This window comes from Arthrobacter sp. TMN-49 (assembly GCF_054511095.1).
The window spans coordinates 50646-72488 of the sequence record NZ_JBTNDH010000017.1; the positions used below are offsets into that span (position 1 = coordinate 50646).

Sequence of the window (21843 nt, forward strand, 5' to 3'; positions counted from 1 at the left end):
GAAGCCGCTAGAATGGTTTCATGAGTTTGCCTCCAGACCCCCTCGAAAACCACCCCATGGGAAATCCTGAGCGCGGCGGTGGTTCCACCGCCGTGATCGAGCGTCAGGAATTGCGCCAGGAAGTAGAACCCGGCGACAGCGAGCGGTTCTCGCACTATGTTCGCAAGGAAAAGATCATGGAATCGGCCATGACAGGCGAGCCAGTCGTGGCCCTGTGCGGCAAGGTCTGGACCCCTGGCCGGGATCCGCACAAGTTTCCTGTCTGCCCCGACTGCAAAGCCATTTACGATGGTTTGATGCCCGAGGGCGGCAACGGCAAGGGCAAAGGCCCCAAGGAACCCAAGAAGTAGCTGGGTTTCACCCCAATGATTTGAGACGGCCCCTGGCCGTTGTTTTACCGTGCCCGGTTCCGGGCACGGGGTACAGCACGAGGTGACAAGGATGGCGGAGATTTCGTGACGGAGACATTGTTTGGTGGCCCGTCGCTGCCTCCGGCCTACCCTGAGCGTGCCGCCTGGGGAACAGCCCAAAAACTTCGAGCCTGGCAGAGCGAAGCCATGGAGAAGTACTTTGTGGGGAACCCCAAGGACTTCCTTGCCGTGGCTACACCGGGCGCCGGCAAGACCACCTTTGCCTTGCACGTTGCCACCGAACTCATGGCCCGTGGCACCATCAACAGGGTCACGATCGTCACCCCAACCGACCACCTCAAACGCCAGTGGGCGGATGCGGCGGCCAAGGTGGGCATAGCGATTGACCCGAACTTTAAGAACGCCGACGGCCGGCACGGCAAGGGCTTTGTTGGCGTCGCCGTAACGTACGCGCAGGTGGCCAGCAAGCCCATGCTGCACAGGGCCAAGACCGAGGGCGCACGGACGCTTGTCATCATGGATGAGATCCACCACGGCGGCGACGCGCTGAGCTGGGGCGACGGCATCCGTGAGGCTTTTGACCCGGCCGCCCGCCGCCTAGCCCTGACGGGAACGCCGTTCCGCTCCGACACGGCAGCGATTCCCTTTGTGGAATACGCCGAGGACCGCGACGGGATCCGCCGGTCCAAGGCCGACTACACCTACGGCTACGGCGAAGCGCTCAAGGACCATGTTGTTCGCCCGGTCATGTTCATGGCATATTCGGGCCAGATGCGCTGGCGGACGAGTGCCGGCGAGGAGATGGCTGCGACGCTGGGGGAGGCCGTCACCAAGGACGTCACCTCCCAGGCTTGGCGCACGGCACTGAACCCGGCGGGGGAGTGGATTCCGGCCGTGTTGGCGGCGGCGGACAAACGTCTCACCGAGGTGCGCCGTGCAGTGCCCGACGCCGGTGGCCTGGTCATTGCCACCGACCACGAGGACGCCCGCGCCTATGCCGCCCAGCTGAAGAAGATCACGGGGGACTCACCCACAGTTATTTTGTCCGACGACGCCAAGGCTTCGGATAAGATCGACGCGTTTTCTGCCGGCGAGAAGCGTTGGATGGTCGCCGTGCGGATGGTCTCCGAAGGTGTTGATGTGCCCCGCCTTGCCGTGGGCGTCTACGCTACCTCCACGGCAACACCCTTGTTCTTTGCCCAGGCCGTGGGCCGCTTTGTGCGTGCCCGCAAGAGGGGGGAAACGGCGTCGATCTTCCTGCCCTCGGTGCCGAACCTGATGGAACTGGCCAACCAGCTGGAGCTGGAACGCGACCACGCCCTGGACCGCCCGGACAAGGACCCTGACGGTTTCATCGAAGAAGATGCCGAAATGGAGGAGGCCAACCGCGAGGAGAAGGCCTCCGACACCCTGGAGAAGTTTAAGTTTGAGGCGCTGGAATCCCAGGCGTCCTTTGACCGGGTCTTGTTCGACGGCGGCGAGTTCGGCACCGGCGGGGCCATTGGCAGCGAGGACGAACTGGACTTCCTGGGCATCCCGGGCCTGTTGGATGCCGAGCAGATGGGTGTCCTGCTGCGCCAACGCCAGGCGGACCAGCAAAGCCGACGACGCCGGAGCTCCCCGAGCGCGGCGGAGCCGGAAGCCCCGCCGCTGATCGATCACAGGATGCTGATGGAGCTGCGCAACGAACTGGCCAAAAACGTCTCAGCGTGGAGTGCCCGCTCCGGGATGCCGCACGGCATGGTCCACAGCGAGCTGCGCCGCATCTGTGGCGGACCGGCCGTGGCCCAGGCCAACGAATCCCAGTTGCAGACGCGGATGAAGAAGCTCCAGGACTGGTTCATCGGCCGCAAATAGATCTGACCCGCAGAAAACGCCGAAAATTCACGATTTGGAGGTGATTCTCGCCGTTTTCTGCGGGTCAGTTCTTGGGCCCACGCGCCCGAGGGGTCCCCAGCCGAGCTTGCGAGGCTGGGGAGGGCGTGGGGACTACTTGACTTCCACGCCCGCGTCTTGGAGTTCCTCCAACGCTGCTTCGCTGGCGTCCTCGTCCACGCCGGCGATGTAGTCGCGCAGCACAGTGGTGTTGTAGCCGGCGTTGACCGCATCTAGTGCCGTGGCCCGGACGCAGTGGTCGGTGGCGAGGCCCACAATGACCACGTCCTGGACGTCGTTCTCGCGCAGCCAGTCATCCAGGCTCAGGGGGGACTCGGCGTCCTCATCGGCGGACTCGTGGGCTTCACGTTCGCCCACGGCAACCTCATCTTCGGGGGCGAGGAGGCCGTCGAAGCCCGAGTAGGAGGCGTCGAACTTGCCCTTGCGGAAGTAGGCGTCAATGTCCTCGGTGTCCAGGTTGCGGTGCAGGGCGGCACCCTTGGATCCCGCGACGCAGTGGACGGGCCAGCTGGTACGGAAGTCAGGGGTATCCGAGAAGTGGCTGCCCGGATCCACATGCCAGTCCTGGGTGGCGACGATGAAGTCAAAGTCGGGTGCGTCGGCGATCAGTTCGGTGATCTCGCTGGCAACATCAGCCCCGCCAGTCACGGCAAGTGAGCCACCTTCGCAAAAATCGTTCTGGACATCAATAATAATCAGGGCCTTGGCCATGAGTAACTCCTTTAGTTCTTTGCGGTTGTTGCTTGTTCGTATTCGGTGGGGATGACTGCATCCCCGCGCTGGAGCCGGCGGGCAGCTCCTGGCAATTCAGCCATGGACGCTGCGTGGCGGGCTGTGGCTCGCACCACACCCTCGGCGCCTGTCCACCCGGGCGTGAGGACGCCGTCGCGCACGAACCGGGCCAGCAAGGGCCTGTCGTTGCTGTCGGCCGCCGGCTCGTGGCCAATGCCCACAATTTCCGCTGTGGCGATGCCGGCGCCGTTCAGGCGGCGCGTGGCGTACTTTTTCCCGCCCACGCTGGCCTTGTTCTTGGCAGCCTTGGCGACAGCGACAAACTCGCCGTCGTCACCTTCGCGGGAGACAAGTTTGTACACCATGGAGGCTGTGGGGGCGCCGGAACCAGTCACCAGGGACGTCCCGACGCCGTATGAATCCACGGGGGCGGCGGCCAGGGCGGCAATGGCGAACTCGTCAAGGTCGCTGGTCACAGTGATGCGGGTGCTCGTGTTCCCGAGTGAATCCAACAGGGCCCTGACGTCACGCGCCTGGGCCAGCAGGTCCCCGGAATCCAGCCGGACGCCGCCCAGGGCGGGGCCCGCAATGGCGACAGCCTTGCGGACGGCTGCTTCGACGTCGTACGTGTCAACCAGCAGCGTGGTGCCGGCGCCCAGGGAACCGATTTGGGCCCGGAAAGCTGCCTCCTCGGAGTCGTGCAGGAGGGTGAAGGAATGGGCGGCCGTGCCCTGTGTCAGGACGCCGTAACGCAACCCGCACTCAAGGTTGGAGGTGCTGTGGAAACCGGCGATCACGGCCGCACGGGAGGCAGCAACAGCCGATTCCTCCTGCGTGCGCCGCGAACCCATCTCAATGCACGGACGGGCGCCGGCAGCACCTATCATCCGGGACGCGGCGGAGGCGATGGCCGAGTCGTGGTTGAGCACCGAGAGCACATACGTCTCCAGGATGCAGGCCTCGGCAAACGTGGATTCAATGGTCAGAATGGGCGAATTGGGGAAGTACAGTTCGCCCTCTGCGTAACCGTAGATGTCCCCGGAGAACTTGAAATCAGCCAGCCAGGCGAGGGTTTCGTCGTTGACAACGTTGTTTTTGGCCAGGAAATTCAGCTCGTCGGGGCCAAAGCGGAAATGCTCCAAACCTTCCAGGAGGCGCCCCGTGCCGCCTACAACGCCGTAGCGGCGGCCATCGGGCAGGCGCCGGGCAAAGGCCTCAAACACGCTGCGGCGATGCGCGGCGCCGGAGTGCAACGCTGCCTGCAGCATTGTCAGCTCATAGTGATCAGTAAACAATGATGTGCGGGGGTGGCCCCAGTTTGATGGCGTAGTCACGGAATTTACTTTAGTGCGGCAACACTAGAATGGACACATGAGTGTCAGCACAGCCCCGGAAACAGTCCGGGAAGTCTCGACCAGCGAACTCATCTCCGCGGACATTCCGTGGGAATTGATCGTGTGGAACGACCCGGTTAATTTGATGAGCTACGTCAGTTACGTCTTCCAAAGTTATTTTGGCTATTCAGAGGCGAAGGCGGCGAAATTAATGCTCCAAGTTCATACGGAGGGCAAATCCGCCGTGGCCCATGGAGCAAAGGAAAAAATGGAAGCACACGCTGTTGCCATGCACGGATTCGGCTTGTGGGCGACGGTTCAGTTGGGCGGCAACCGTGGCTAAGGCCTTCTCCGCCGGGCGCCGCGGCATTACCGGATACCTGGAACCGGCCGAACGCGATCTGTTGCGCAAACTTTTTGCCGACATCATCACCATGCTCGAGCCCGACTCGCCGGCCCACGAGGACCCGCTCGCGGCCCTGATTGGCCTTGACATGGATGTGGTGGTGCCGGCCGATCCAGCCCTCCTGCGCTTGCTGCCCGATGCCGTAACGGACGACGACGACGGGGCCCTTGAGTTCCGCCAGCTCACCGAGCGTTCGCTGCGGGAAACCAAAATCGGGGCGTTGCGCGCAGCCTCAATGGCTTTGGACTCCGAGAAGCTGGTGTTGGATCCCGACGCGGCCAAACTGTGGGCCATGGCCCTGAACGACATCCGGCTGGTACTGGCCGAAAGGCTCGGTATCCGTGACGAGGCCGACGCCGAGCGGGTCCATGAGGTGCAGGACTGGGGTGACGCCGAGGATGTGGACAGCTACCTGAGCCTTGTCTACAACTTTGTCTCCTGGCTCCAGGAGAGCCTTGTCCAAGCCATGCTGGTAACACTGCAACGCGCCAAGTAGCTGTGTCGTTGGCCGCAATAGCCACAGCTGAGCCGGCAAACAAACTATTGTTGGGACGATCATGAGCACACAACAAAGAACAGCCCCAACGGCAGCCGCCGGCGCCACTGGGGCGCAAGGCACGCTGTCCGAGCGGGCCATCGGCATTTTTGATTCCGGCGTGGGCGGACTGACAGTGGCGCGGGCCGTGATTGACCAGTTGCCCAACGAATCCATCATGTATGTTGGCGACACGGCCAACGGCCCCTATGGTCCGCTGCCCATCGCCGAAGTCCGCGCCAATGCGCTCGGTATTATGGATGAGCTGGTTGACTCCGGCGTTAAATTGCTGGTCATCGCGTGCAATTCAGCGTCGGCGGCAGTGCTGCGGGATGCCCGGGAACGCTACACGGCCCGCTACGGGATCCCCGTCATCGAAGTGATTCAGCCGGCCGTTCGACGCGCCGTGGCAGCTACTCGCAGCGGTAGGGTCGGCGTCATCGGCACCGTGGCAACGGTTGGTTCGCGAGCCTATGAAGACACCTTCGCGGCAGCCCCCGACCTAAGCATCACCTCCGCGGCGTGCCCGGATTTTGTGCGCTTTGTGGAGTCGGGCATCACCGCCGGTGCCGAGTTGCTCACGACCGCCGAGGAGTACCTGGCCCCGCTGAAGGCAGCCCAGGTGGACACCTTGGTCCTGGGCTGCACGCACTACCCGCTGCTGACGGGTGTCATCTCCTACGTGATGGGCGACTCTGTCACCCTGGTTTCCAGCGCCGAGGAAACAGCAAAAGATGTGTACAAGGCCCTGGTCAGCCACGATTTGGAACGCGGGTCGAAGCAGCCGCCCACCCACAATTTCCTGTCCACCGGTGACGCGGCCGGCTTCGGCGTGCTGGCCAGACGATTCCTGGGCCCGGAAGTGCGTGGCGTGGAACAGGTCAGTCATGTGGCCGCCCATTACCCCACGGGGTCCCTGGCCCGCATCACCCCCGACATGCTCGCCGCAGCCCGCAAGGATGCCGGCGGCCCGGCGGTCACACACGTCTCCAATTTTGTTTTGGCCGATTCGATGGGCAGACTTGCTAGTCCGGGAACAGTTGCGGGGGAGCACACATGAAGTTGACGATCGTTGGATGCAGCGGGTCTTTCCCCGGTCCGGCGTCGCCCGCGTCCTGCTACTTACTGACAGCGCACGACGGCGTGAGGCCCTGGCGAGTACTGATCGACCTGGGCAGCGGGGCCTTGGGGGCGGCGCAAAAGTACATGGATTTGGAAGACATTGACGCCATCTTCCTGAGTCACCTCCACCCCGATCACTGCATGGATCTGTGTGGTTTGCACGTAGCTGTCCGGTGGAGCCCCAATGGCTGGAACCGTGAGCGGATCTCCGTGTGGGGTCCTGCTGAAACGGCTGACCGGCTGGCCACCGCCTACGGACTCGATCTTGATCCGGGCATGCATGGGGAGTTTGACTTCCAGAATTGGCGCGAGCGCGAGGCTGTCACGGTGGGTCCCTTCACGGTGACGCCCTACGCTGTGAACCACCCGGTCCCGGAAGCCTATGCGCTGCGGGTCGAGGTCACAGAGTACGATGGCACCGGCCTTGACCGTACGGCCGTCATGACATATTCCGGGGACACCGACAGCTGCCAGGGCTTGGAAGATGCGGCCCGGGACGCGAACCTGTTCCTGTGTGAGGCAGCCTTTCAGGAGGGCCGCGACGATGCCATCAAGGACGTCCACCTCACCGGAAAGCGCGCCGGCGAGGCGGCAGCCCGGGCCAACGTCAAGCGGCTGCTGCTGACCCATATTCCCGTCTGGACAGACACCAACACGGTGGTGGCAGAGGCCAAGGACGTGTATGTCGGCGACGTTTCCGCGGCCGTGGCGGGCGTGCACTACACCATCTAGTTTTTTGCTGTGTTCGGCGCCAATATCGTCCCAAAGGAGCATCCTTTTTAGATACTCTTCCGGTTAGGCTCGACTCAAGACGCGACGGACAACACCGTCGAACATGAGCAGAAAAAGGATGCCAGCCATGAGTGAATTGCCGCGCTACACCCCAGAACCTGAAGCCTTCGTGCCCGCGCAGGCGCCCACAGTCCCGCCGATCATGAACACCATCTTCTTCATGCTCCTGGGTGCGGCAGTGCTGCACATCGTGGCGACCATTTTTAGTGTCATGAGTGTTACCTCGCCGACGTTCCGAGCAGACATCGAGCGTCAGTTTCAGGCTCAGAACGTCCCGGGAATCACCCCCGAGATGATTGACACAACCGTCATGTTCACCTTGTTAACCTCCCTTGCCCTTGGCCTTGTTGGCGTCATTGTGTACGTAGTGATTGGCCTGTTCATCAAGATGGGGATGGGCTGGGCACGCATTGTGGGTGTCGTATTGGCAGCCTTGTCATTGGGTCAGTTTGTTGGCTTGACCATGCCCGGCGGGATCGCCACCATCTTGCAGGTGCTGCTCGGCATTGTGGCCATGGTTCTATGCTTCACCGGTCCGGGCGCTGCCTTCTTCACGGAGAAGAAGAACTACAAGCTGGCGAGCAAGACCCGCTAACTTGGGGCTTTCCCGTCCGGCCGGCACCTCGAGGTGGCTTCCATCACCGGCTGGCAGTTGTCACCAATGCTGACCTTGGCTGCGAGATGCATGGTTGCACGCAGCATTCTGCGGCTAAGGTCAGCACTCGATGCCGCTCGCCGCGCTTGTGGCCGCTCGGGCGCTAGCGCCGTCGCACCCTCCCAAACCTCGCTTCGCTCGGCCCGGGTCCCTCGGGCGCTAGCGCCGTCGCACCCTCCCAAACCTCGCTTCGCTCGGCCCGGGTCCCTCGGGCGCTAGGCTTGTCACCATGACATCCACTGAAACTGTTTCCTTGCGCTCTGACGGGCGCAGCAATGACCAACTCCGCGACATCACCATCACCCGCGGCTGGTCCAAGCAGGCCGAAGGCTCGGCCCTGATCGAATTCGGCAACACCCGGGTACTCTGCACAGCATCGCTGACCCCGGGCGTTCCGCGCTGGCTCAAGGGCGAAGGCAGCGGCTGGGTCACGGCCGAATACGCCATGCTGCCGCGGGCCACCAACACCCGAAATTCCCGCGAATCCGTCAAGGGCAAGATCGGTGGACGCACCCACGAGATCTCCCGCCTGATCGGGCGTTCACTGCGTTCGATCATCGACACCAAGGCCCTGGGCGAAAACACCATCGTGCTGGACTGTGACGTCCTGCAGGCCGACGGCGGCACCCGCACGGCAGCCATCACCGGCGCCTACGTGGCCCTGGCCGACGCCATCGCGTACGCCAAGGAAAACAAGCTGATCGCCAAGAACGCCCAGCCGCTCATCGACACTGTGTCGGCGATTTCCGTTGGCATCATCGACGGCGTCCCCATGCTTGATCTGCCGTACGTCGAAGACGTGCGCGCGGAGACAGACATGAACGTTGTTGTCACAGGCTCCGGCAAGTTCGTCGAGGTCCAGGGCACTGCCGAGGGTGCGCCGTTTGACCGCGACGAACTCAACCAACTGCTGGACCTTGCCCTCATTGGTACCACCGAGCTGACACGCATTCAGCGCGAAACCCTCGGCCTGTGATGAGCTCACCCAAACTGGTTTTGGCCACCCACAACCAGGGCAAGCTGCGCGAACTGCGCGAACTGTTGCGCGGCCAGGTGCCGGGTTTGGATGTTGACACTGACGTGGTCGACGCCGGGGCCATCCACGCCCCGGATGTGGCCGAAACTGGTGTCACGTTCGCACAGAACGCCTTGCTGAAGGCGCGCGCCGTGGCACAGTTCAGTGGAGCCCTGGCCATCGCCGACGACTCCGGGCTGGCCGTTGATGTGCTCGGTGGCGCGCCCGGGATCTTTTCCGCCCGCTGGGCCGGGACGCACGGCGATGACACGGCAAACCTCAACCTGCTACTGGCCCAGCTCTCCGACATTGCCCCCGAGCACCGCGGCGCACGTTTTGTGTGTGCTGCCGCATTGGCAAGTCCCGACGGCAGTGCAGACCTCGTCGAGGAGGGGACCCTGGCCGGGACCTTGCTGAGCGGCCCTCGTGGCGAGGGCGGATTCGGCTACGACCCCATCTTGCAACCCCACGGCCTGGACAAGTCCTGCGCGGAGCTGACAGGTGCGCAGAAGAACGCTATCAGTCACCGCGGCAACGCGTTCCGTGCTCTGCTGCCACACATTGTCAAGGCGCTCGCCTAGCCCAGTCCCGCTTAAGACGCGCTCGTGAGGGCAAACAAAAGGCGACCCCCGGCACCTAGGCCGGGGGTCGCCGTCGTACGTGGTGCTAAGCCTTCTTGGCCTTGCGGCTGTTCAGAAGTGCCTTGGTGCCTTCGATGACCATCGGCAGCACCGAGACGAACACGATCGCCAGGAAGATGATGTCAATGTTCTCCCCGACCCAGGCGTACTGGCCGAGCCAGAAGCCCAGGAAGGTCACACCGACGCCCCACAGGGCCGCGCCGATCAAGTTGAAGAGGATGAAGGTGCGGTAACGCATCTTGGCGACCCCGGCGATCACGGGGACAAAGGTGCGCACGATCGGCACGAAACGGGCCAGGACGACGGCGCGGCCGCCAAAGCGCTCAAAGAATTCGTGCGCCCGGGTCACATAGCTTTGCTTGAAGAGGCGCGAATCGGGCCGCTTGAAGATGGCCGGTCCAGCCTTGTTGCCGATGAGATAGCCGACCTGGTCGCCAAGGAATGCCGCCGCAAAGATGCACATGGCAAAGAACGGCAGTGAGACGTCCAGGGCTCCGGTGGCCACCAAGAGGCCCGCGGTGAACAGCAAGGAGTCACCGGGCAAAAAGAATCCCACCAGCAGGCCCGTTTCGGCAAACACGATGCCGCACACCAGCAGCACGATCCACGGCGCCAGGGCAGGATCGCGCAAGAAGACGTCCGGGTTGAGCCAGTCGGGTAAGAAGCCCAGCATCGGGGCGGGGCCGCGGCCCAGCATCGCGGGCAGGGCAAAGTCACTCAAGGCAGAAATGATCACAGCTCAAGGTTACGGCACCTCGCTGAGGGAAACCTCCATGCGAAAAGCCTTGACAAACCCCGGCCAGGTTATAGGGGTAGTTACATGAGTAATGAACCAATGGGGCCGCTGGCCGGTGATCGATGACAGCAAGCCGATCTTCTTGCAGATTGCTCAGATGATCGAAAACGACATTGTGGAGCGAGTCCTTGCCGAAGAGGTCCAGGTCCCGTCCACGAATGAGTTCGCGGCCTTCCACAGGATCAACCCGGCCACGGCGGCCAAGGGCGTCAACCGCCTGGTCGACGACGGGATCCTTTATAAGAAACGAGGAATTGGCATGTTTGTCGCCGCCGGAACCCCCGCCGTGTTGATGACCCGGCGCCGTGAAGAATTTTACGAACGGTTTGTCCGCCCCTTGGCCAGTGAGGCGCGCAAGTTGGGGATCGACGGCGGTCAGCTGGCGGAAATGCTGGCCCGGGACCCGGGCGCAGGAGCAGAAAAGACCAGAGCCAATGCGAAAGAAGGCGCGTTATGAGCACACCCGTTGTTCAGGTGAAGGACCTTCGCCGGCGCTTCCGTGACGTCCAAGCCCTTGACGGTGTCAGCCTCAGTATGGAGCAGGACAAGATCTACGGACTGTTGGGCCGCAACGGTGCCGGCAAAACAACCCTCATGTCCATCCTGACGGCTCAAGGCTTTGCCAGCGGCGGATCCGTCAGGGTCTTCGACGAGCACCCCTAAGAAAACGAAAAAGTGCTCAGCCGGATTTGCTTCATCCGCGAATCGCAAAAGTACCCGGATGACTTCAAACCGGTGCACGCCTTCAAGGCGGCGGCGTTGTTCTACAAGAACTGGGACAACACGCTGGCCCCGCAATTGGCCAAGGACTTCGCGCTGAGCTGACGTTTTTCGACGAACCGTATCCGGGGCTGGACGCCGTGGCCCGGCAACTGTTCTACGACAGGCTGCTAGCCGATTATGCGGAGTTCCCGCGCACAATAATCTTGTCCTCGCCCCTGTTTGATGAGGTGGCCAATCTGCTAGAACACGTCATCATCATCGACAACGGCCGCATCCTCATCGACGACGACGCCGAGAACATCCGCGGATCGGCTGTCAACATTGCCGGCACCAGCGCCCGCGTCGAAGCCGCCGGCCGCCGGATCCTGCACAGGGAGAGCATCGGGGCGTTGCTGCCCCTCTCCCTTGACGGTGCCCTGACAGCCGCCGAGCGCCGCGAAGCCCAGGAGCTTGGCCTGGAATTGGGCCCGGTGTCACTACAGCAGTTTGTGATCAGAAAAACACTCGAGGCCGGTACCGCCCCGCAGGCTCCGCCGCCGACTCGCCGACGCAGGCCACAGGGAACACCAGGACAGGAGTATCACGATGAACCGCGCACTAGGAGTTGCCAAAATGCAGCTCATCAACAAATGGACGTTCCTGGGCATACCGGCGGTGATCATTGCCGGATCGTTCCTGCTCAGCATGGTCATTTGGGTCCTGATCCCCGACTCTGTAGGGGTGAAATACTCCGGCGCCGGGCAAGCTGTATGTGGTTCTGGGGTTCATCGAGAGCGCCACCAACGGCTGGAATGTGCAGGGCCGCATGTTCGCCCTCTCCTGGGTGGCCGAGCGATCCTGGTTTATCCAGTGGTTCTTTTACTTCATCATGATGTTCTAGTTCCTGCTGGGCTTCTGGTCCGCCACCGTCTACAAGCGCTGGCAGGCAACAGGGACGCTTGTCATGTGCCTGTCCCTGGCGGTGCTGCTGGTGGGTGCGATCGCGCTCATCACGGTGCAGGGCTGGTGGCCGGCCGTGGGGGCGTGGGCCATCACGCTGACACCGGCGAGCATTGGGCTGCTGGTTTTGGCCCTGGTACTGATGCCAGGCGTTGGCGCCTACCTGACCCTGCGCCGGGCCACACCCTAGCGAAGTCTTTTCAGGTGAGCCCGACGCCGGAGGGAGAGTTCCGGCGTCGGGCCCGCCTTTGCGTGCGGGCCGGGCAGGAGATGCGCGCAGAGTCCGGGGCGAGGGGTAGCCTTGAGAGGTGCCACTGGACTTTACTGCCATCGATTTTGAAACTGCCAACGGATTTAGGGGATCGCCCTGCTCCGTGGGTCTGTCAAGGGTCCGTGGCGGGGTGATTGTTGAGGAAGGCTACTGGCTCATGCGCCCACCGGTTGGGCATGATCACTTCGACTCCCGCAACATCACCATTCACGGGATCACCCCGGACGACGTCGCCACTGCGCCGCGTTTCCGTGAGGTCTTCCCTGCTGTGCTGGACTTTATTGGCCACGACGCCCTGGTGGCGCACAACGCCGCGTTTGACATGGGCGTGATCCGTTCGGCGTCGGAGGTCTCCGGCATGGCCTCGCAAGCTTTTGACTATGCGTGCACTGTGGTCCTCTCCCGGAAGAACTATTCCCTCCCGTCGTATTCGCTGCCGTTCGTGGCCGAGGAAGCCGGCGTGCCGCTGCGCAACCACCACGACGCCACCGAGGATGCGCGGGCCTGCGCCGGCATCATGGTGGACATTGCCGCCAAACATGGCGCCGGCAGTGTCCGGGACGTTTTTACCGCCATGAAGCTTGCCATGCCGCACGTTGACGCCTATGACCCGGCACGGGATGAGATGTCCAAGGCCACCCGCTCGGCCTTGGAGAAGATGGCCGACATGAAGGCGGGACGGACCGACGGAACCGCCCGCGGTGGCCGTTCCAGCTGGTCCACCGAAGGCCCCAACCCGGTGCCGAACGAGCACGCCGATATTTCCCACCCCCTGTACGGGCAGACGCTGGTCTTCACGGGAGACCTGAGTGTGGGGCGCCCCGAGGCGAAGTTGCGGGCCGCTGTGTACGGTGCCCAATGCGCCAGCAATGTGACGCTTAAAACCACCGTGCTGGTGGTGGGCAGCGGCTTCACTGCCACCGATCTGCGCAGCGGCCGGCTCACCTCCAAAGCGCAGCGGGTGCTGGAACTACAGCGCCGCGGTCAGGGCATCGAGGTGCTGTCCGAGGGCGAATTCATGCAGATGATCGGCTAAACCCGCTCGCCGGCGGTGCCGTAACGGCGTGCTTGCCCACTGGTGCGCACGGCGCGGCTGCGCCTAGGATGCTTCCATGGACCATCCGCGAATGTACGACGACGATGATCCGCTCCTGCTCCGGCTGCGGGCCCTGTGCCTGGCCTTCCCGGAGGCCACCGAGAAGGAGATTTTCGGCAGGCCAACGTTTAGGTGCGGCAAAATCTTTGCGTACTACGGCCAGGGCCAAAGCGGGAACCCTCGCCCGGCCTCCATCGCGGTGCTCCCCGAACCGGACGAACGTGAGGCGCTGCTGGCAGATTCGCGATTCTATCTTCCCGCCTACATTGGCCCGTACGGCTGGGTTGGCTTGGATCTCGACCTGGCCACGCCGGATTGGCAGGAAATTGCTGAGCTGCTGGACAGCTCCTACCGCCGGATTGCGCCGGCAAAATGCCTGGCGATACTGGAGCGCGACGGGTCGCCGGCGGACCGCCGGCACTAGCTACCAGTTGCCCCCGGCTGTCACACGGGGCAACAATGCTGTCTTTGAGGGGGCCCGGAGTTCTACTGTGGGGACATGACCCAGCTAGCGAGGACCCAACCGGCGGCAGACTTTGTGCAGCTTTCCCGGCCCAGTGCGCTGAAGCGGTTCTTCGCCTTCCCCAACCCGGTGAACGAATACGCTGCGCGTTTCACCGCCGGGATAGTTGTGGTGTTGGCGCTGGCGGCTGTGGTCGGCTCACTGGTGTGGTTGGTGGGACTCATCGCAGCAGGTTTCGTGTTGCGCGTGGCTTTCGGTCCGCGCATTTCCCCGGCCGCCCTGCTGTCCGTGAAGGTGCTGGCCCCACGCCTGGGCGCACCCAAACTGGTGCCGGGCCCGCCCAAGCGCTTTGCGCAGGGGATGGGCGCCGTTTTGTCCATTGCCGCGTTCGTCCTGCTCCTGAGCGGTGCGGCACTCATTGGCTGGTTGCTCATTGTTGTGTTGCTGATGGCTGCGTCGCTGGAGGCGTTAATCGGCCTGTGCCTTGGCTGTGTGATCTTTGGCTGGCTCGCCCGGCGCGGACTCATCCCGGCCGGAATCTGTGCCGAATGCGCCAACGTCACCCGGCGCAGCAGCTAAGCGCGCCCGAACCCAGTCATTCCCCTGTCGTGAGAGCGATGAACTCCGCGCCCAGATGCCGAATCAGCGCAGGCGCCTCAGCCAGCGTCAGCCACGACGGCGGCAGGGCAGCCTCCCCGTACAACGCGCCAAGGATGTTCCCGGCAATGGAACCGGTGGAGTCGCTGTCACCACTGTGGTTCACGGCCAATCGCAGCGCCGCCAAGAAGTGCTCAACGGGCGACGCCGCTGGTGCGGCGGTGGCCAGCACGGCGTAGAGGGCAACTGCCAGGGCCTCCTCCGCCACCCAGCCCAAGCCCAGCGCAGCGGTGAGCGCGTCACCGACAAGGGGTTCGCCGTCGTGCGCTGACAAGGTGAGCGCCGCGTCGAGGCGGGCCATGAGATCGGCGTCGGGGGAGGCCTCGGCAGCCGCACGGTCCCTGGCAGACTCGGCCGCGGCCCGGAGCGGAACACCACCGACCACCAGCTCATGGACGAGCCAGCTAAACGCCCCTGAGCTCTGGCGTGCGGAAGGGTGTCCGTGGGTCAGGGACGCGGCGTCGGCACTCATTTTATAGACGGTTTCGGATTCGATGTTGGGCAGCAGGCCGTAGGGTGCCGAACGCATCACCGTCCCGCAGCCCTTTGAATCAAGGTTCACAGGGCGGAAAGCCGTGCCCATCTCGCCCGTGGCGAGGCCACTCAGGCAGGCGTTTCCCGGGTGGCGCTGGTGGTGCAGCACGCTCTGGGCATCAATCCAGCGCGGCGCCTGCTCGGGGGCGTGCTCCGCGCCCGGGACGCCCTGAGTCTTGAACCAGCGCAGATACGCCAGCCACTGGCAGGCGTTGATGTCGGCGCCCACCCCGCTGTTGGCCCATTCCAAGACATCCAGCAAACCATCCAGGGTGTACAGGGTCATCTGGGTGTCGTCGGAAAAATGCGCGGGGCCCCGGGCCTGGGACAGATCCACCAAACCGGAGGGGCCGTACCTGGCCGTGATCTGCGCCAGCGAATCAAATTCCACCAGGTAGCCGAAGGCGTCACCCAGCGCACCTCCCATGAGTGTTCCCTGGACGCGGCTGGCAAAGCTGGCCGCTGGTTCACCGGGGGGCTGCGCTGCAATAGTCATGCCACCAATTTACCGTTCCTCGCCCGGACATCTGTGCCCAGTAGACTCGTAACTGAACAACCACCCCACACGGATGAGGAGACCCATGGGCGAGCCTGCTTGGCGCCGGACCGGGAAAACGCCCGACTACAGGTTTACCCTGGCCAACGAGCGGACCTTCCTGGCCTGGGTGCGCACAGCCCTGGCCCTGCTGGCAGGCGCCGTGGCCCTTGACCAGCTCGCCCCCGAGATTGCGCCGCCACTGGTTCGGATCATCTTGTGCATGGTGCTGGCCCTGATCGGTGCTGTCCTTGCCGTGGTGAGTTACCGGCGCTGGGCGCATCAGGAACAAGCAATGCGCCATGATCAGGAGCTGCCGCACTCCTGGCTCATGCTGGGCATGACGATTGTTGTCTCCCTGGCCGCCATCGTTTTTGCCGTGCTGATTCTGGTCCGGCCCTAATTTGGCCGCCTCGCCCGTGCACCTCAGGGATCCCGGGCTGCAACCGGAACGAACGGCGCTTGCCTGGCGGCGCACTGTCCTAAGCTCAGTCATCGCCACGATTTTCATTTGGCGGGGCTGGATTCAGGCGCTCACCGGCTCGCAAACGGCCGCCGAGAGTGCTGCCCTGATCCATCCCGGCCATTCGGGCCATGTCATTGGCCTGGGCATCTGCGCCATGGTGGCGTGCCTGACAACCATCATTTTGGTGCTGTGCTCCGTGAGCCGGATTCGCCTGCTGCATGCTGGCGTGGGAGTGTTGGAAAACAGCTCCCACATGGCCGTACCGACTCTTATGGTACGCACAGCATCGGCCGCTATAGTTGCTCTGGCTGTTGCCACCATGAGTGCGCTGGCCTTGGGGATCTAGTCCCCGCCATGGCCTGAGGGGGCTTGCCCCTGCGGGCTGATTTGTCTCCTACTTTTCCTACCAAAGGATCTCAACTCCATGACTATTTCCGGAACGGCCCCGGCGCATGCCTATCCGCTCAGTACCCGCGTTGCCATTGAGGGGCTGGGCAGCTTCTTCATTGTGTTTGCCGGTCTGGCCACCTCGTTGTTTAGCCCGGCAGGGTCCGGCTCGACTGTGGGGTTTGCGTACGGACTTGCCATGGTGGCTGTGGTGATTTCCTTCGGGCACATCTCCAACGGCTATTTCAACCCGGCGTTCTCACTGGGTATGGCCGTTGCTGGCCGTTTGAAGTACTCAGCCATGGCCCTGTACATGGCGGCCCAGACGCTGGGTGCCTTGCTGGCAGCTGTGGTCCTGCTCGCCCTGATCAAGGTCATGCCTGCCGGTGCCACCACCGAAACGCCGCAGCTTTTTGCCGCCCTGGCCACCGGTTTTGACGCGCATTCCCCGTCTCAGGTGCCCATGATTGGTGTGCTGATCGTGGAAATCGTTGTTGTTGCCGTGCTGACAGCGTTGATTCTGGGCATCACCTCCGCCCGCAATTCCACAGCGCTTGGCCCCATCGGTATTGGCCTGGGCTTTGCTGTCGCCGTTGGCATCACCATGCCCTTGAGCAACGGGTCCCTGAACCCCGCCCGCGCCGCCTCGGTGGTGCTCCTGGCCGATTCCTGGGCTGCCAGCCAGCTGTGGCTGTTCTGGCTGGCCCCGCTCTTCGGTGCAGCCCTTGCCGCAGCTATCTTCCGCTCCTTCGCCCCCGCCGTGTCCCTGAGTCAGGCTGATCAGGATGTTCTTGCGGACGACGCCGTCGCCCCCGCAGCGGATGACGCCGCCGATGATTCTTCCCAGGCTCTGGCAACGGAAGAAAGCGCGGAGGCTCTGCCGACGCCCGTGCCGGCGTCCGGCGCTGAGAAGACTGAGAAGGCCGACGGCGTCAAGAGCAGCGGCAGTGACGATGCCCAAGAGTTCTTCGACGGCCCCAAGAAGTAGCCGCCCTTTTTTCAACTGACCCGCAGAAAACGCCGAAAATCAACGTTTTTTCTTGATTTTTCGGCGTTTTCTGCGGGTCAGTTCGTTGGGGGAGAGGGTTGAGTCCATTGCTTGGCAGTCAGACAGCCACAACAATGGTCAACGAGGACGCCTGGACGGCTGGCCGACAATCAGGAAATGTCCGTGCCCTCCTATAGCGTGGAACCATGAAGTTACTTCACACCTCAGACTGGCATTTGGGCAGGTCCTTTCACGGCGTCGGCACTCTCGCCGCGCAACGTCGTTTTGCCGACCAGCTTCTGGAAACAGTCACCGCGGAAAACGTTGACGTGGTCCTGGTTGCCGGCGACGTCTATGACCGGGCGCTGCCCAATGTCGATGTAGTCAAGCTCTTTGATGACATTTTGGCGCGGTTGACCGGCGCCGGAGTGAAGGTGGTCATCACCAGCGGAAACCACGATTCCGCCACCCGCCTGGGCTTTGCCGGGCGCATCATGGAGGCGGCCGGAGTGCACTTGCGCACCCGGATCGCAGACCTGGACACCCCCGTGGTGCTGCCGCTGACAGCCGACGACGACGGCCCGCTGCTTGCCATCTACGGCATCCCGTACCTTGAGCCCCGCATGGTCGCGGATGAACTCGGCGTGGAACCGGCCAGCCACTTCACCGTGACTGAGGCAGCGGCGGCCAGGATTCGTGCGGACCTGGCCACGCGTGCCGAGGACAGCCAGGCCGTGGTGCTGGCCCACACCTTTGCCAGTGGCGGGATCACCTCGGCCAGCGAACGGGACCTGGCCATCGGTGGAGTCGGTGCCGTGCCCGTGGACCTTTTTGAGGACTTTAGCTACTCGGCCCTGGGGCACTTGCACGGGCGGCAACAGCTGCGCCACAACGTGCGGTATTCCGGCTCCCCGCTGCCCTATTCCTTCTCTGAGGCCAACCACACCAAGGGTGCCTGGCTCGTGGAGGTCACCGCGAACGGGCTGGGGGAGGTACGCGCCATTGATTGGCCGGCCGAAAAGGAGTTGGCCCTGCTGCGCGGAAAACTCCTGGACCTTCTCGCAGATCCGCAGTGGGACCTGGCCGAAGGGCGCTACTGCCAAATCACGCTGACGGACGATGACCGCCCGGCCAATGCCATGGAGCGGCTGCGTGTCCGCTTCCCGGACACCCTGGTGCTGCTGTTCGAGCCGGAGAACATGCGCGACGGAGCCGGGAGCACCTACAGCCAACGCGTTTCCGGTGCCGTCGATGAGCTTGACCTGTGCTGCGGGTTCCTGGACCATGTGCGCCAGCGCCCCGCCACTGAGCCTGAGACAGCTGTTCTCCGTGAGGCACTGGCCGCAGTTCACGCAGAGGCGGCCGCACGATGAGAATCCACCGGCTCGAAATACAGGCCTTTGGCCCCTTCGCCGGCCGCGAAGTTGTTGACTTTGACCTGCTGGGCTCCCAGGGGCTGTTCTTGCTCAACGGTTCCACCGGCGCCGGCAAAACAAGCGTCCTGGATGCCATCGCCTACGCACTTTACGGTCAGGTGCCCGGGGCGAGGCAGGGCTCGGTCCGGCGGTTACGCAGCCACCATGCCGCGCCCGGTCTGGGACCGGAGGTGGTGTGTGAGTTCACCGCGGGAGGTCGCCGCCTGGAAGTGACACGCAGCCCCGAATGGCTGCGACCGCTCAAGCGCGGCACGGGCACCACCCGCGAGAATGCCAGCACAGCCTTGCGGGAACGGGTCGACGGCACCTGGGTGGTCATGTCGCAACGCAACGACGAGGCCGCCAGCGAGATCCAGCAGCTGCTGGGCATGAACATGGCGCAATTCACCAAGGTGGTGCTGTTGGCGCAGGGCGAGTTTGCCGCGTTCCTGCGCGCCGACGCAAAAGACCGCCAGGAACTATTGGAGAAACTCTTCGGGACAGAGGTCTACAAGGACCTGGAAAACCAATTGGCCGCGACCGCCAGGGAAGCACAGGCAGGTGTTGCCGCCGGTGTCGCCGAGCTGGCGGGGCTGGAACAACTGGCCAGGAGCCAGGCCGCAGGCGTCCTGCCGCCAGCCGTCCAGCCCGCCGACGCGCCCGCTGACGCGCCGGCCGCAGGTGCGGAGTCTCCGGGACCGGATTCCACCGGAGCCGGGCTCTTTGCCTGGCTGGAAGGGGAACTAGCCGCCACCGTGGCCCAGTCACTAGCCGACCGCGAGCAGTTCCGCGGCCTCGCCGAGGAGGGGCAGCGGTACTTGCGCTCAGCCCAGGAACGCCGCAGCCGGCACGAGGCCCTGGCGGCAGCGTTGCTGGAACGGACACGGCTTGCGGGGCTGGCCCCGCAAGCCGCCGCCTGGGACGCCCAGTTGGGCCGGCACCACAAAGCCGAGGTCCTGGCCGGAAGCGTCAAATCCAACGACGCTGCCGCGCAGGAACTCGTCCAGGCGGAGTCGGACGCCAGTGCATCCCTGGCCGATTTTTCCCGGGACACGCTGGCTGCCCGGACCGCCAGTGAGGTGGCGGGAAAGCAGTGGCTGGAGGCACCGGGGGAGCTGCTTGACATTGCCGTCCTGGAATCCGTGGACAAGGTGCTCAACGGACAGACAGCCACTGTAGCCCAAGCCCTGCCGCAGGAGCATCGGCTCTCGGCAGTGGAATCGGAACAGTCCCGCGGCCAGGAGCAGATGGCAGCCGCACGGCAGGACGTTGCGTCACACCAATTGGCGGAGACCACGGGCCAAGACCAGATGGCGGAGCTCAAGGCAAAGCTGGGGGCACTGCGCGCAGAGGCCGTACCTGTCGATCAGGCACGGCAACAGCTCACCGAGGCCGCCGCCCTGCTCTCGAACATTGAGGCCCACGCGGCGCAAGAGGTGGTGGTGCATCAGCTGCAGGCGGTGGACCTGGCGGCCCGCGAGAACGCCGTCACGGCGCGGCAAGGCTGGTTGGACGCCGTGGAGCGGCGCCTGACGTTGGCGGCGGGGGAACTGGCTGCCGAACTCGTGGACGGTGAGCCGTGCATGGTGTGCGGCAGTTCGGTCCACCCAGCCCCTTCGCTGCTTGCCGGCTCCGGCGCGGACGCTGTTCGAGCCGAGAAGAGGGCCAAGGACACGCTCTCGTCGCTGGAAAAGGACGCCGCAGATGCGGGCGCCGAACTAGTCCGGGCACAACAGGGCCTTGCCGTCCTTGTTGAGCGCGGTGGCGATGGAGTGCCGCAGGACGCTGCCGCCGCGCTCGAACGGGCCACGTCCGCCATGGCGGCTGCCACCGAGGCAGCCGGAGCGCTCAAGACGTGGGAGGCGGACGCGGAACAGCTGGAGCAGGACATGGCCACGTCGCGGGCCCTGTTGCTTGCAGCCAGGGAATCGGTGGCTTCGCTGGGCGCGGCGAACGCTGCTTTGGCCAAGGAAAGCACCCAGTTGTCGGCAGGACTTGAGGAGGCCAGGGCAGGCTATGGGACCCTTGACCTCAGGCGGGATGCCATTGCCACGGCGCTGGCGAGCACCAGCGGCGCCTTGACCGCAATGCGGCGCCGGATCACCGCTGTGGCAGCGCGGGACACCGCAGCCGCCGCCCTGCAGGAGGCCATGGCCGGCAGCGACGACTTTGCCACGTCCACGGAAGTCCTGGACAGCCTCATGGGCGCCCCAGCCGTGGCAGCGACCAAGGCCCAGCTGGAAAACCATGCAAGGGCGCAGACGCTCCTTGCTGCCCAGCTGGAATCGGCGGACGTGCGCACCGCCGCGGAAGAGGCCGGGCAGGGCCTGATGGCGCCGGACCCCGGGACCCTGACGGACCTTGAACAAACGCTGAAGGAGCGCACGAAGGCGCTGGAGGAGGCCGTGCTGCGATGTTCCCTGGCGGAAAACGCCCTGGCACGGGTTTCGGCCACGCACGCCGAGCATGCATCCGCGGAAACGGCCGTGGCGCCGCTGCGGGAACGCGCGGCAAGGGTGGCGGCATTGGCCGATGCCGCACGCGGCGGGGGCGAGAACCAGTTGAAGATGACCCTGACCAGCTATGTCCTGGCGGCCCGCCTGGAACAAGTCGCCGCTGCCGCCTCGGTGCGGCTTTCCACCATGAGCGGGGACAGGTATTCCCTGACGCACACCGATGCCAGGGCCGGCGGCAACAAGAAATCGGGTCTGGGGTTGGCGGTGGTGGATGGCTGGACACAGCTGAGCCGGGACACCGCCACACTGTCCGGCGGGGAATCGTTCATGGCCTCCCTGTCCCTGGCGCTGGGGCTGGCAGACGTGGTCCAGCAGGAATCCGGCGGACTCGACATTGAAACCTTGTTTGTCGACGAGGGGTTTGGCTCCCTGGATGAGGAATCGCTGGACCAGGTCATGGATGCGCTGGAAGGGCTGCGCGACGGCGGGCGCATGGTGGGTCTTGTCAGTCACGTGGCGGAGATGAAGACGCGCATCCCCTTGCATTTGCACGTCCTGAAGGGCCGCACCGGTTCCACCCTTACGGTAGGGGAGTCCGCCTAGTTCCGGTCCGGCCCG

The 21843-nt window shown here is 64.1% G+C and carries 24 protein-coding genes and 1 pseudogene; 21 read left to right on the plus strand and 4 right to left on the minus strand.

From position 1 onward, the window contains the following. Positions 1-20 precede the first annotated feature (20 nt). Both ACX80E_RS09725 and ACX80E_RS09730 read left to right on the plus strand, forming a co-directional pair. Positions 21-350 carry a DUF3039 domain-containing protein gene (locus ACX80E_RS09725; protein WP_459301712.1) on the plus strand — a complete coding sequence of 110 codons (330 nt, stop codon included), beginning with the start codon at positions 21-23 and terminating at the stop codon, positions 348-350. 105 nt (positions 351-455) lie between these two features. Beyond that, a complete protein-coding gene (locus tag ACX80E_RS09730) occupies positions 456-2228 on the plus strand; it encodes a DEAD/DEAH box helicase (RefSeq protein ID WP_459301713.1) in 1773 nt (590 codons plus the stop codon). 132 nt (positions 2229-2360) lie between these two features. Here the strand turns inward: ACX80E_RS09730 and ACX80E_RS09735 are convergent, their stop codons facing one another. Both ACX80E_RS09735 and ACX80E_RS09740 read right to left on the minus strand, forming a co-directional pair. Beyond that, entirely contained in the window at positions 2361-2978 is a 618-nt protein-coding gene (locus ACX80E_RS09735) for an isochorismatase family protein (protein WP_459301714.1), read from the minus strand. A gap of 11 nt (positions 2979-2989) precedes the next feature. Then, on the minus strand, positions 2990-4294 hold the full coding sequence (locus ACX80E_RS09740) for a nicotinate phosphoribosyltransferase (protein ID WP_459301751.1): 1305 nt from the start codon (positions 4292-4294) through the stop codon (positions 2990-2992). A gap of 76 nt (positions 4295-4370) precedes the next feature. Between ACX80E_RS09740 and clpS the strand changes: the two genes are divergently transcribed. The 7 genes from clpS (at position 4371) to rdgB (ending at position 9439) form a co-directional block, all read left to right on the plus strand. Next, entirely contained in the window at positions 4371-4676 is a 306-nt protein-coding gene (clpS, locus tag ACX80E_RS09745) for an ATP-dependent Clp protease adapter ClpS (protein WP_459301715.1), read from the plus strand. Next, positions 4669-5235 (plus strand): DUF2017 domain-containing protein, encoded by a 567-nt coding sequence (locus ACX80E_RS09750; RefSeq protein ID WP_459301716.1) that lies wholly within the window; start codon positions 4669-4671, stop codon positions 5233-5235. Before clpS ends, ACX80E_RS09750 begins: the two co-directional genes overlap by 8 nt. 61 nt (positions 5236-5296) lie before the next feature. Continuing rightward, positions 5297-6334: a glutamate racemase gene (gene murI, locus ACX80E_RS09755; RefSeq protein ID WP_459301717.1), complete on the plus strand. Its 1038-nt coding sequence runs from the start codon at positions 5297-5299 to the stop codon at positions 6332-6334. Further along, entirely contained in the window at positions 6331-7128 is a 798-nt protein-coding gene (locus ACX80E_RS09760; protein ID WP_459301718.1) for an MBL fold metallo-hydrolase, read from the plus strand. Before murI ends, ACX80E_RS09760 begins: the two co-directional genes overlap by 4 nt. A 127-nt stretch (positions 7129-7255) precedes the next feature. After that, positions 7256-7783, plus strand: a complete 528-nt coding sequence (locus ACX80E_RS09765) for a hypothetical protein (protein ID WP_459301719.1) — start codon at positions 7256-7258, stop codon at positions 7781-7783. Positions 7784-8072: 289 nt separating this feature from the next. Further along, entirely contained in the window at positions 8073-8819 is a 747-nt protein-coding gene (gene rph / locus ACX80E_RS09770; RefSeq protein WP_459301720.1) for a ribonuclease PH, read from the plus strand. Then, complete coding sequence (gene rdgB, locus ACX80E_RS09775; protein ID WP_459301721.1) at positions 8819-9439, plus strand: RdgB/HAM1 family non-canonical purine NTP pyrophosphatase; 621 nt, start codon at positions 8819-8821, stop codon at positions 9437-9439. Before rph ends, rdgB begins: the two co-directional genes overlap by 1 nt. 85 nt (positions 9440-9524) lie before the next feature. On the opposite strand, the gene ACX80E_RS09780 is transcribed toward rdgB, so the two are convergent. Beyond that, a complete protein-coding gene (locus ACX80E_RS09780) occupies positions 9525-10220 on the minus strand; it encodes a VTT domain-containing protein (RefSeq protein ID WP_459301752.1) in 696 nt (231 codons plus the stop codon). Positions 10221-10326: 106 nt separating this feature from the next. Here ACX80E_RS09780 and ACX80E_RS09785 point away from each other — a divergent pair, with 106 nt between their 5' ends. The 7 genes and pseudogenes from ACX80E_RS09785 to ACX80E_RS09815 all read left to right on the plus strand — a co-directional run bounded on the left by ACX80E_RS09785 (position 10327) and on the right by ACX80E_RS09815 (position 14366). Beyond that, positions 10327-10752: a GntR family transcriptional regulator gene (locus tag ACX80E_RS09785; RefSeq protein WP_459301722.1), complete on the plus strand. Its 426-nt coding sequence runs from the start codon at positions 10327-10329 to the stop codon at positions 10750-10752. Then, positions 10749-11542 (plus strand): annotated as a pseudogene (locus ACX80E_RS09790) (ATP-binding cassette domain-containing protein); the annotation flags it as partial. The gene ACX80E_RS09785 and the pseudogene ACX80E_RS09790, both read left to right, overlap by 4 nt. A 227-nt stretch (positions 11543-11769) precedes the next feature. Continuing rightward, positions 11770-11898 carry a hypothetical protein gene (locus ACX80E_RS09795; protein ID WP_459301753.1) on the plus strand — a complete coding sequence of 43 codons (129 nt, stop codon included), beginning with the start codon at positions 11770-11772 and terminating at the stop codon, positions 11896-11898. 63 nt (positions 11899-11961) lie between these two features. Continuing rightward, positions 11962-12147 carry a hypothetical protein gene (locus ACX80E_RS09800; protein WP_459301723.1) on the plus strand — a complete coding sequence of 62 codons (186 nt, stop codon included), beginning with the start codon at positions 11962-11964 and terminating at the stop codon, positions 12145-12147. Between the two features lie 118 nt (positions 12148-12265). After that, entirely contained in the window at positions 12266-13264 is a 999-nt protein-coding gene (locus ACX80E_RS09805) for a 3'-5' exonuclease (protein ID WP_459301724.1), read from the plus strand. A 76-nt stretch (positions 13265-13340) separates the two neighbouring features. Continuing rightward, positions 13341-13748, plus strand: a complete 408-nt coding sequence (locus ACX80E_RS09810) for an MmcQ/YjbR family DNA-binding protein (protein ID WP_459301725.1) — start codon at positions 13341-13343, stop codon at positions 13746-13748. Positions 13749-13823: 75 nt separating this feature from the next. Beyond that, positions 13824-14366, plus strand: a complete 543-nt coding sequence (locus tag ACX80E_RS09815) for a DUF4395 domain-containing protein (protein WP_459301726.1) — start codon at positions 13824-13826, stop codon at positions 14364-14366. A gap of 16 nt (positions 14367-14382) precedes the next feature. On the opposite strand, the gene ACX80E_RS09820 is transcribed toward ACX80E_RS09815, so the two are convergent. Next, positions 14383-15474, minus strand: coding sequence for an ADP-ribosylglycohydrolase family protein (locus ACX80E_RS09820; protein WP_459301727.1), 1092 nt, complete (start codon positions 15472-15474; stop codon positions 14383-14385). A gap of 85 nt (positions 15475-15559) precedes the next feature. Here ACX80E_RS09820 and ACX80E_RS09825 point away from each other — a divergent pair, with 85 nt between their 5' ends. The 5 genes from ACX80E_RS09825 (at position 15560) to ACX80E_RS09845 (ending at position 21828) form a co-directional block, all read left to right on the plus strand. Further along, on the plus strand, positions 15560-15916 hold the full coding sequence (locus ACX80E_RS09825; protein ID WP_459301728.1) for a YidH family protein: 357 nt from the start codon (positions 15560-15562) through the stop codon (positions 15914-15916). Between the two features lie 16 nt (positions 15917-15932). Beyond that, positions 15933-16325 carry a DUF202 domain-containing protein gene (locus tag ACX80E_RS09830; protein WP_459301729.1) on the plus strand — a complete coding sequence of 131 codons (393 nt, stop codon included), beginning with the start codon at positions 15933-15935 and terminating at the stop codon, positions 16323-16325. Between the two features lie 78 nt (positions 16326-16403). After that, the gene (locus ACX80E_RS09835; protein ID WP_459301730.1) at positions 16404-17354 is read left to right on the plus strand and encodes an aquaporin; all 951 of its coding nucleotides are present in this window, start codon (positions 16404-16406) and stop codon (positions 17352-17354) included. Between the two features lie 206 nt (positions 17355-17560). Continuing rightward, positions 17561-18727: an exonuclease SbcCD subunit D gene (locus ACX80E_RS09840; RefSeq protein WP_459301731.1), complete on the plus strand. Its 1167-nt coding sequence runs from the start codon at positions 17561-17563 to the stop codon at positions 18725-18727. Continuing rightward, the gene (locus ACX80E_RS09845; protein WP_459301732.1) at positions 18724-21828 is read left to right on the plus strand and encodes an AAA family ATPase; all 3105 of its coding nucleotides are present in this window, start codon (positions 18724-18726) and stop codon (positions 21826-21828) included. Before ACX80E_RS09840 ends, ACX80E_RS09845 begins: the two co-directional genes overlap by 4 nt. Positions 21829-21843: the final 15 nt, after the last annotated feature.

What these genes read in the sequence shown, in the direction of transcription:
- clpS (WP_459301715.1), top strand. Translation starts at nt 4,371, where the DNA reads ATGAGTGTCAGCACAGCCCCGGAAACAGTCCGGGAAGTCTCGACCAGC.
- ACX80E_RS09840 (WP_459301731.1), top strand. Translation starts at nt 17,561, where the DNA reads ATGAAGTTACTTCACACCTCAGACTGGCATTTGGGCAGGTCCTTTCAC.
- ACX80E_RS09785 (WP_459301722.1), top strand. Translation starts at nt 10,327, where the DNA reads ATGAACCAATGGGGCCGCTGGCCGGTGATCGATGACAGCAAGCCGATC.
- ACX80E_RS09845 (WP_459301732.1), top strand. Translation starts at nt 18,724, where the DNA reads ATGAGAATCCACCGGCTCGAAATACAGGCCTTTGGCCCCTTCGCCGGC.
- ACX80E_RS09835 (WP_459301730.1), top strand. Translation starts at nt 16,404, where the DNA reads ATGACTATTTCCGGAACGGCCCCGGCGCATGCCTATCCGCTCAGTACC.
- ACX80E_RS09765 (WP_459301719.1), top strand. Translation starts at nt 7,256, where the DNA reads ATGAGTGAATTGCCGCGCTACACCCCAGAACCTGAAGCCTTCGTGCCC.
- ACX80E_RS09825 (WP_459301728.1), top strand. Translation starts at nt 15,560, where the DNA reads ATGGGCGAGCCTGCTTGGCGCCGGACCGGGAAAACGCCCGACTACAGG.
- ACX80E_RS09800 (WP_459301723.1), top strand. Translation starts at nt 11,962, where the DNA reads ATGTGCCTGTCCCTGGCGGTGCTGCTGGTGGGTGCGATCGCGCTCATC.
- ACX80E_RS09760 (WP_459301718.1), top strand. Translation starts at nt 6,331, where the DNA reads ATGAAGTTGACGATCGTTGGATGCAGCGGGTCTTTCCCCGGTCCGGCG.
- ACX80E_RS09725 (WP_459301712.1), top strand. Translation starts at nt 21, where the DNA reads ATGAGTTTGCCTCCAGACCCCCTCGAAAACCACCCCATGGGAAATCCT.
- rph (WP_459301720.1), top strand. Translation starts at nt 8,073, where the DNA reads ATGACATCCACTGAAACTGTTTCCTTGCGCTCTGACGGGCGCAGCAAT.
- ACX80E_RS09815 (WP_459301726.1), top strand. Translation starts at nt 13,824, where the DNA reads ATGACCCAGCTAGCGAGGACCCAACCGGCGGCAGACTTTGTGCAGCTT.
- ACX80E_RS09820 (WP_459301727.1), bottom strand. Translation starts at nt 15,474, where the DNA reads ATGACTATTGCAGCGCAGCCCCCCGGTGAACCAGCGGCCAGCTTTGCC.
- rdgB (WP_459301721.1), top strand. Translation starts at nt 8,819, where the DNA reads ATGAGCTCACCCAAACTGGTTTTGGCCACCCACAACCAGGGCAAGCTG.
- ACX80E_RS09735 (WP_459301714.1), bottom strand. Translation starts at nt 2,978, where the DNA reads ATGGCCAAGGCCCTGATTATTATTGATGTCCAGAACGATTTTTGCGAA.
- ACX80E_RS09810 (WP_459301725.1), top strand. Translation starts at nt 13,341, where the DNA reads ATGGACCATCCGCGAATGTACGACGACGATGATCCGCTCCTGCTCCGG.
- murI (WP_459301717.1), top strand. Translation starts at nt 5,297, where the DNA reads ATGAGCACACAACAAAGAACAGCCCCAACGGCAGCCGCCGGCGCCACT.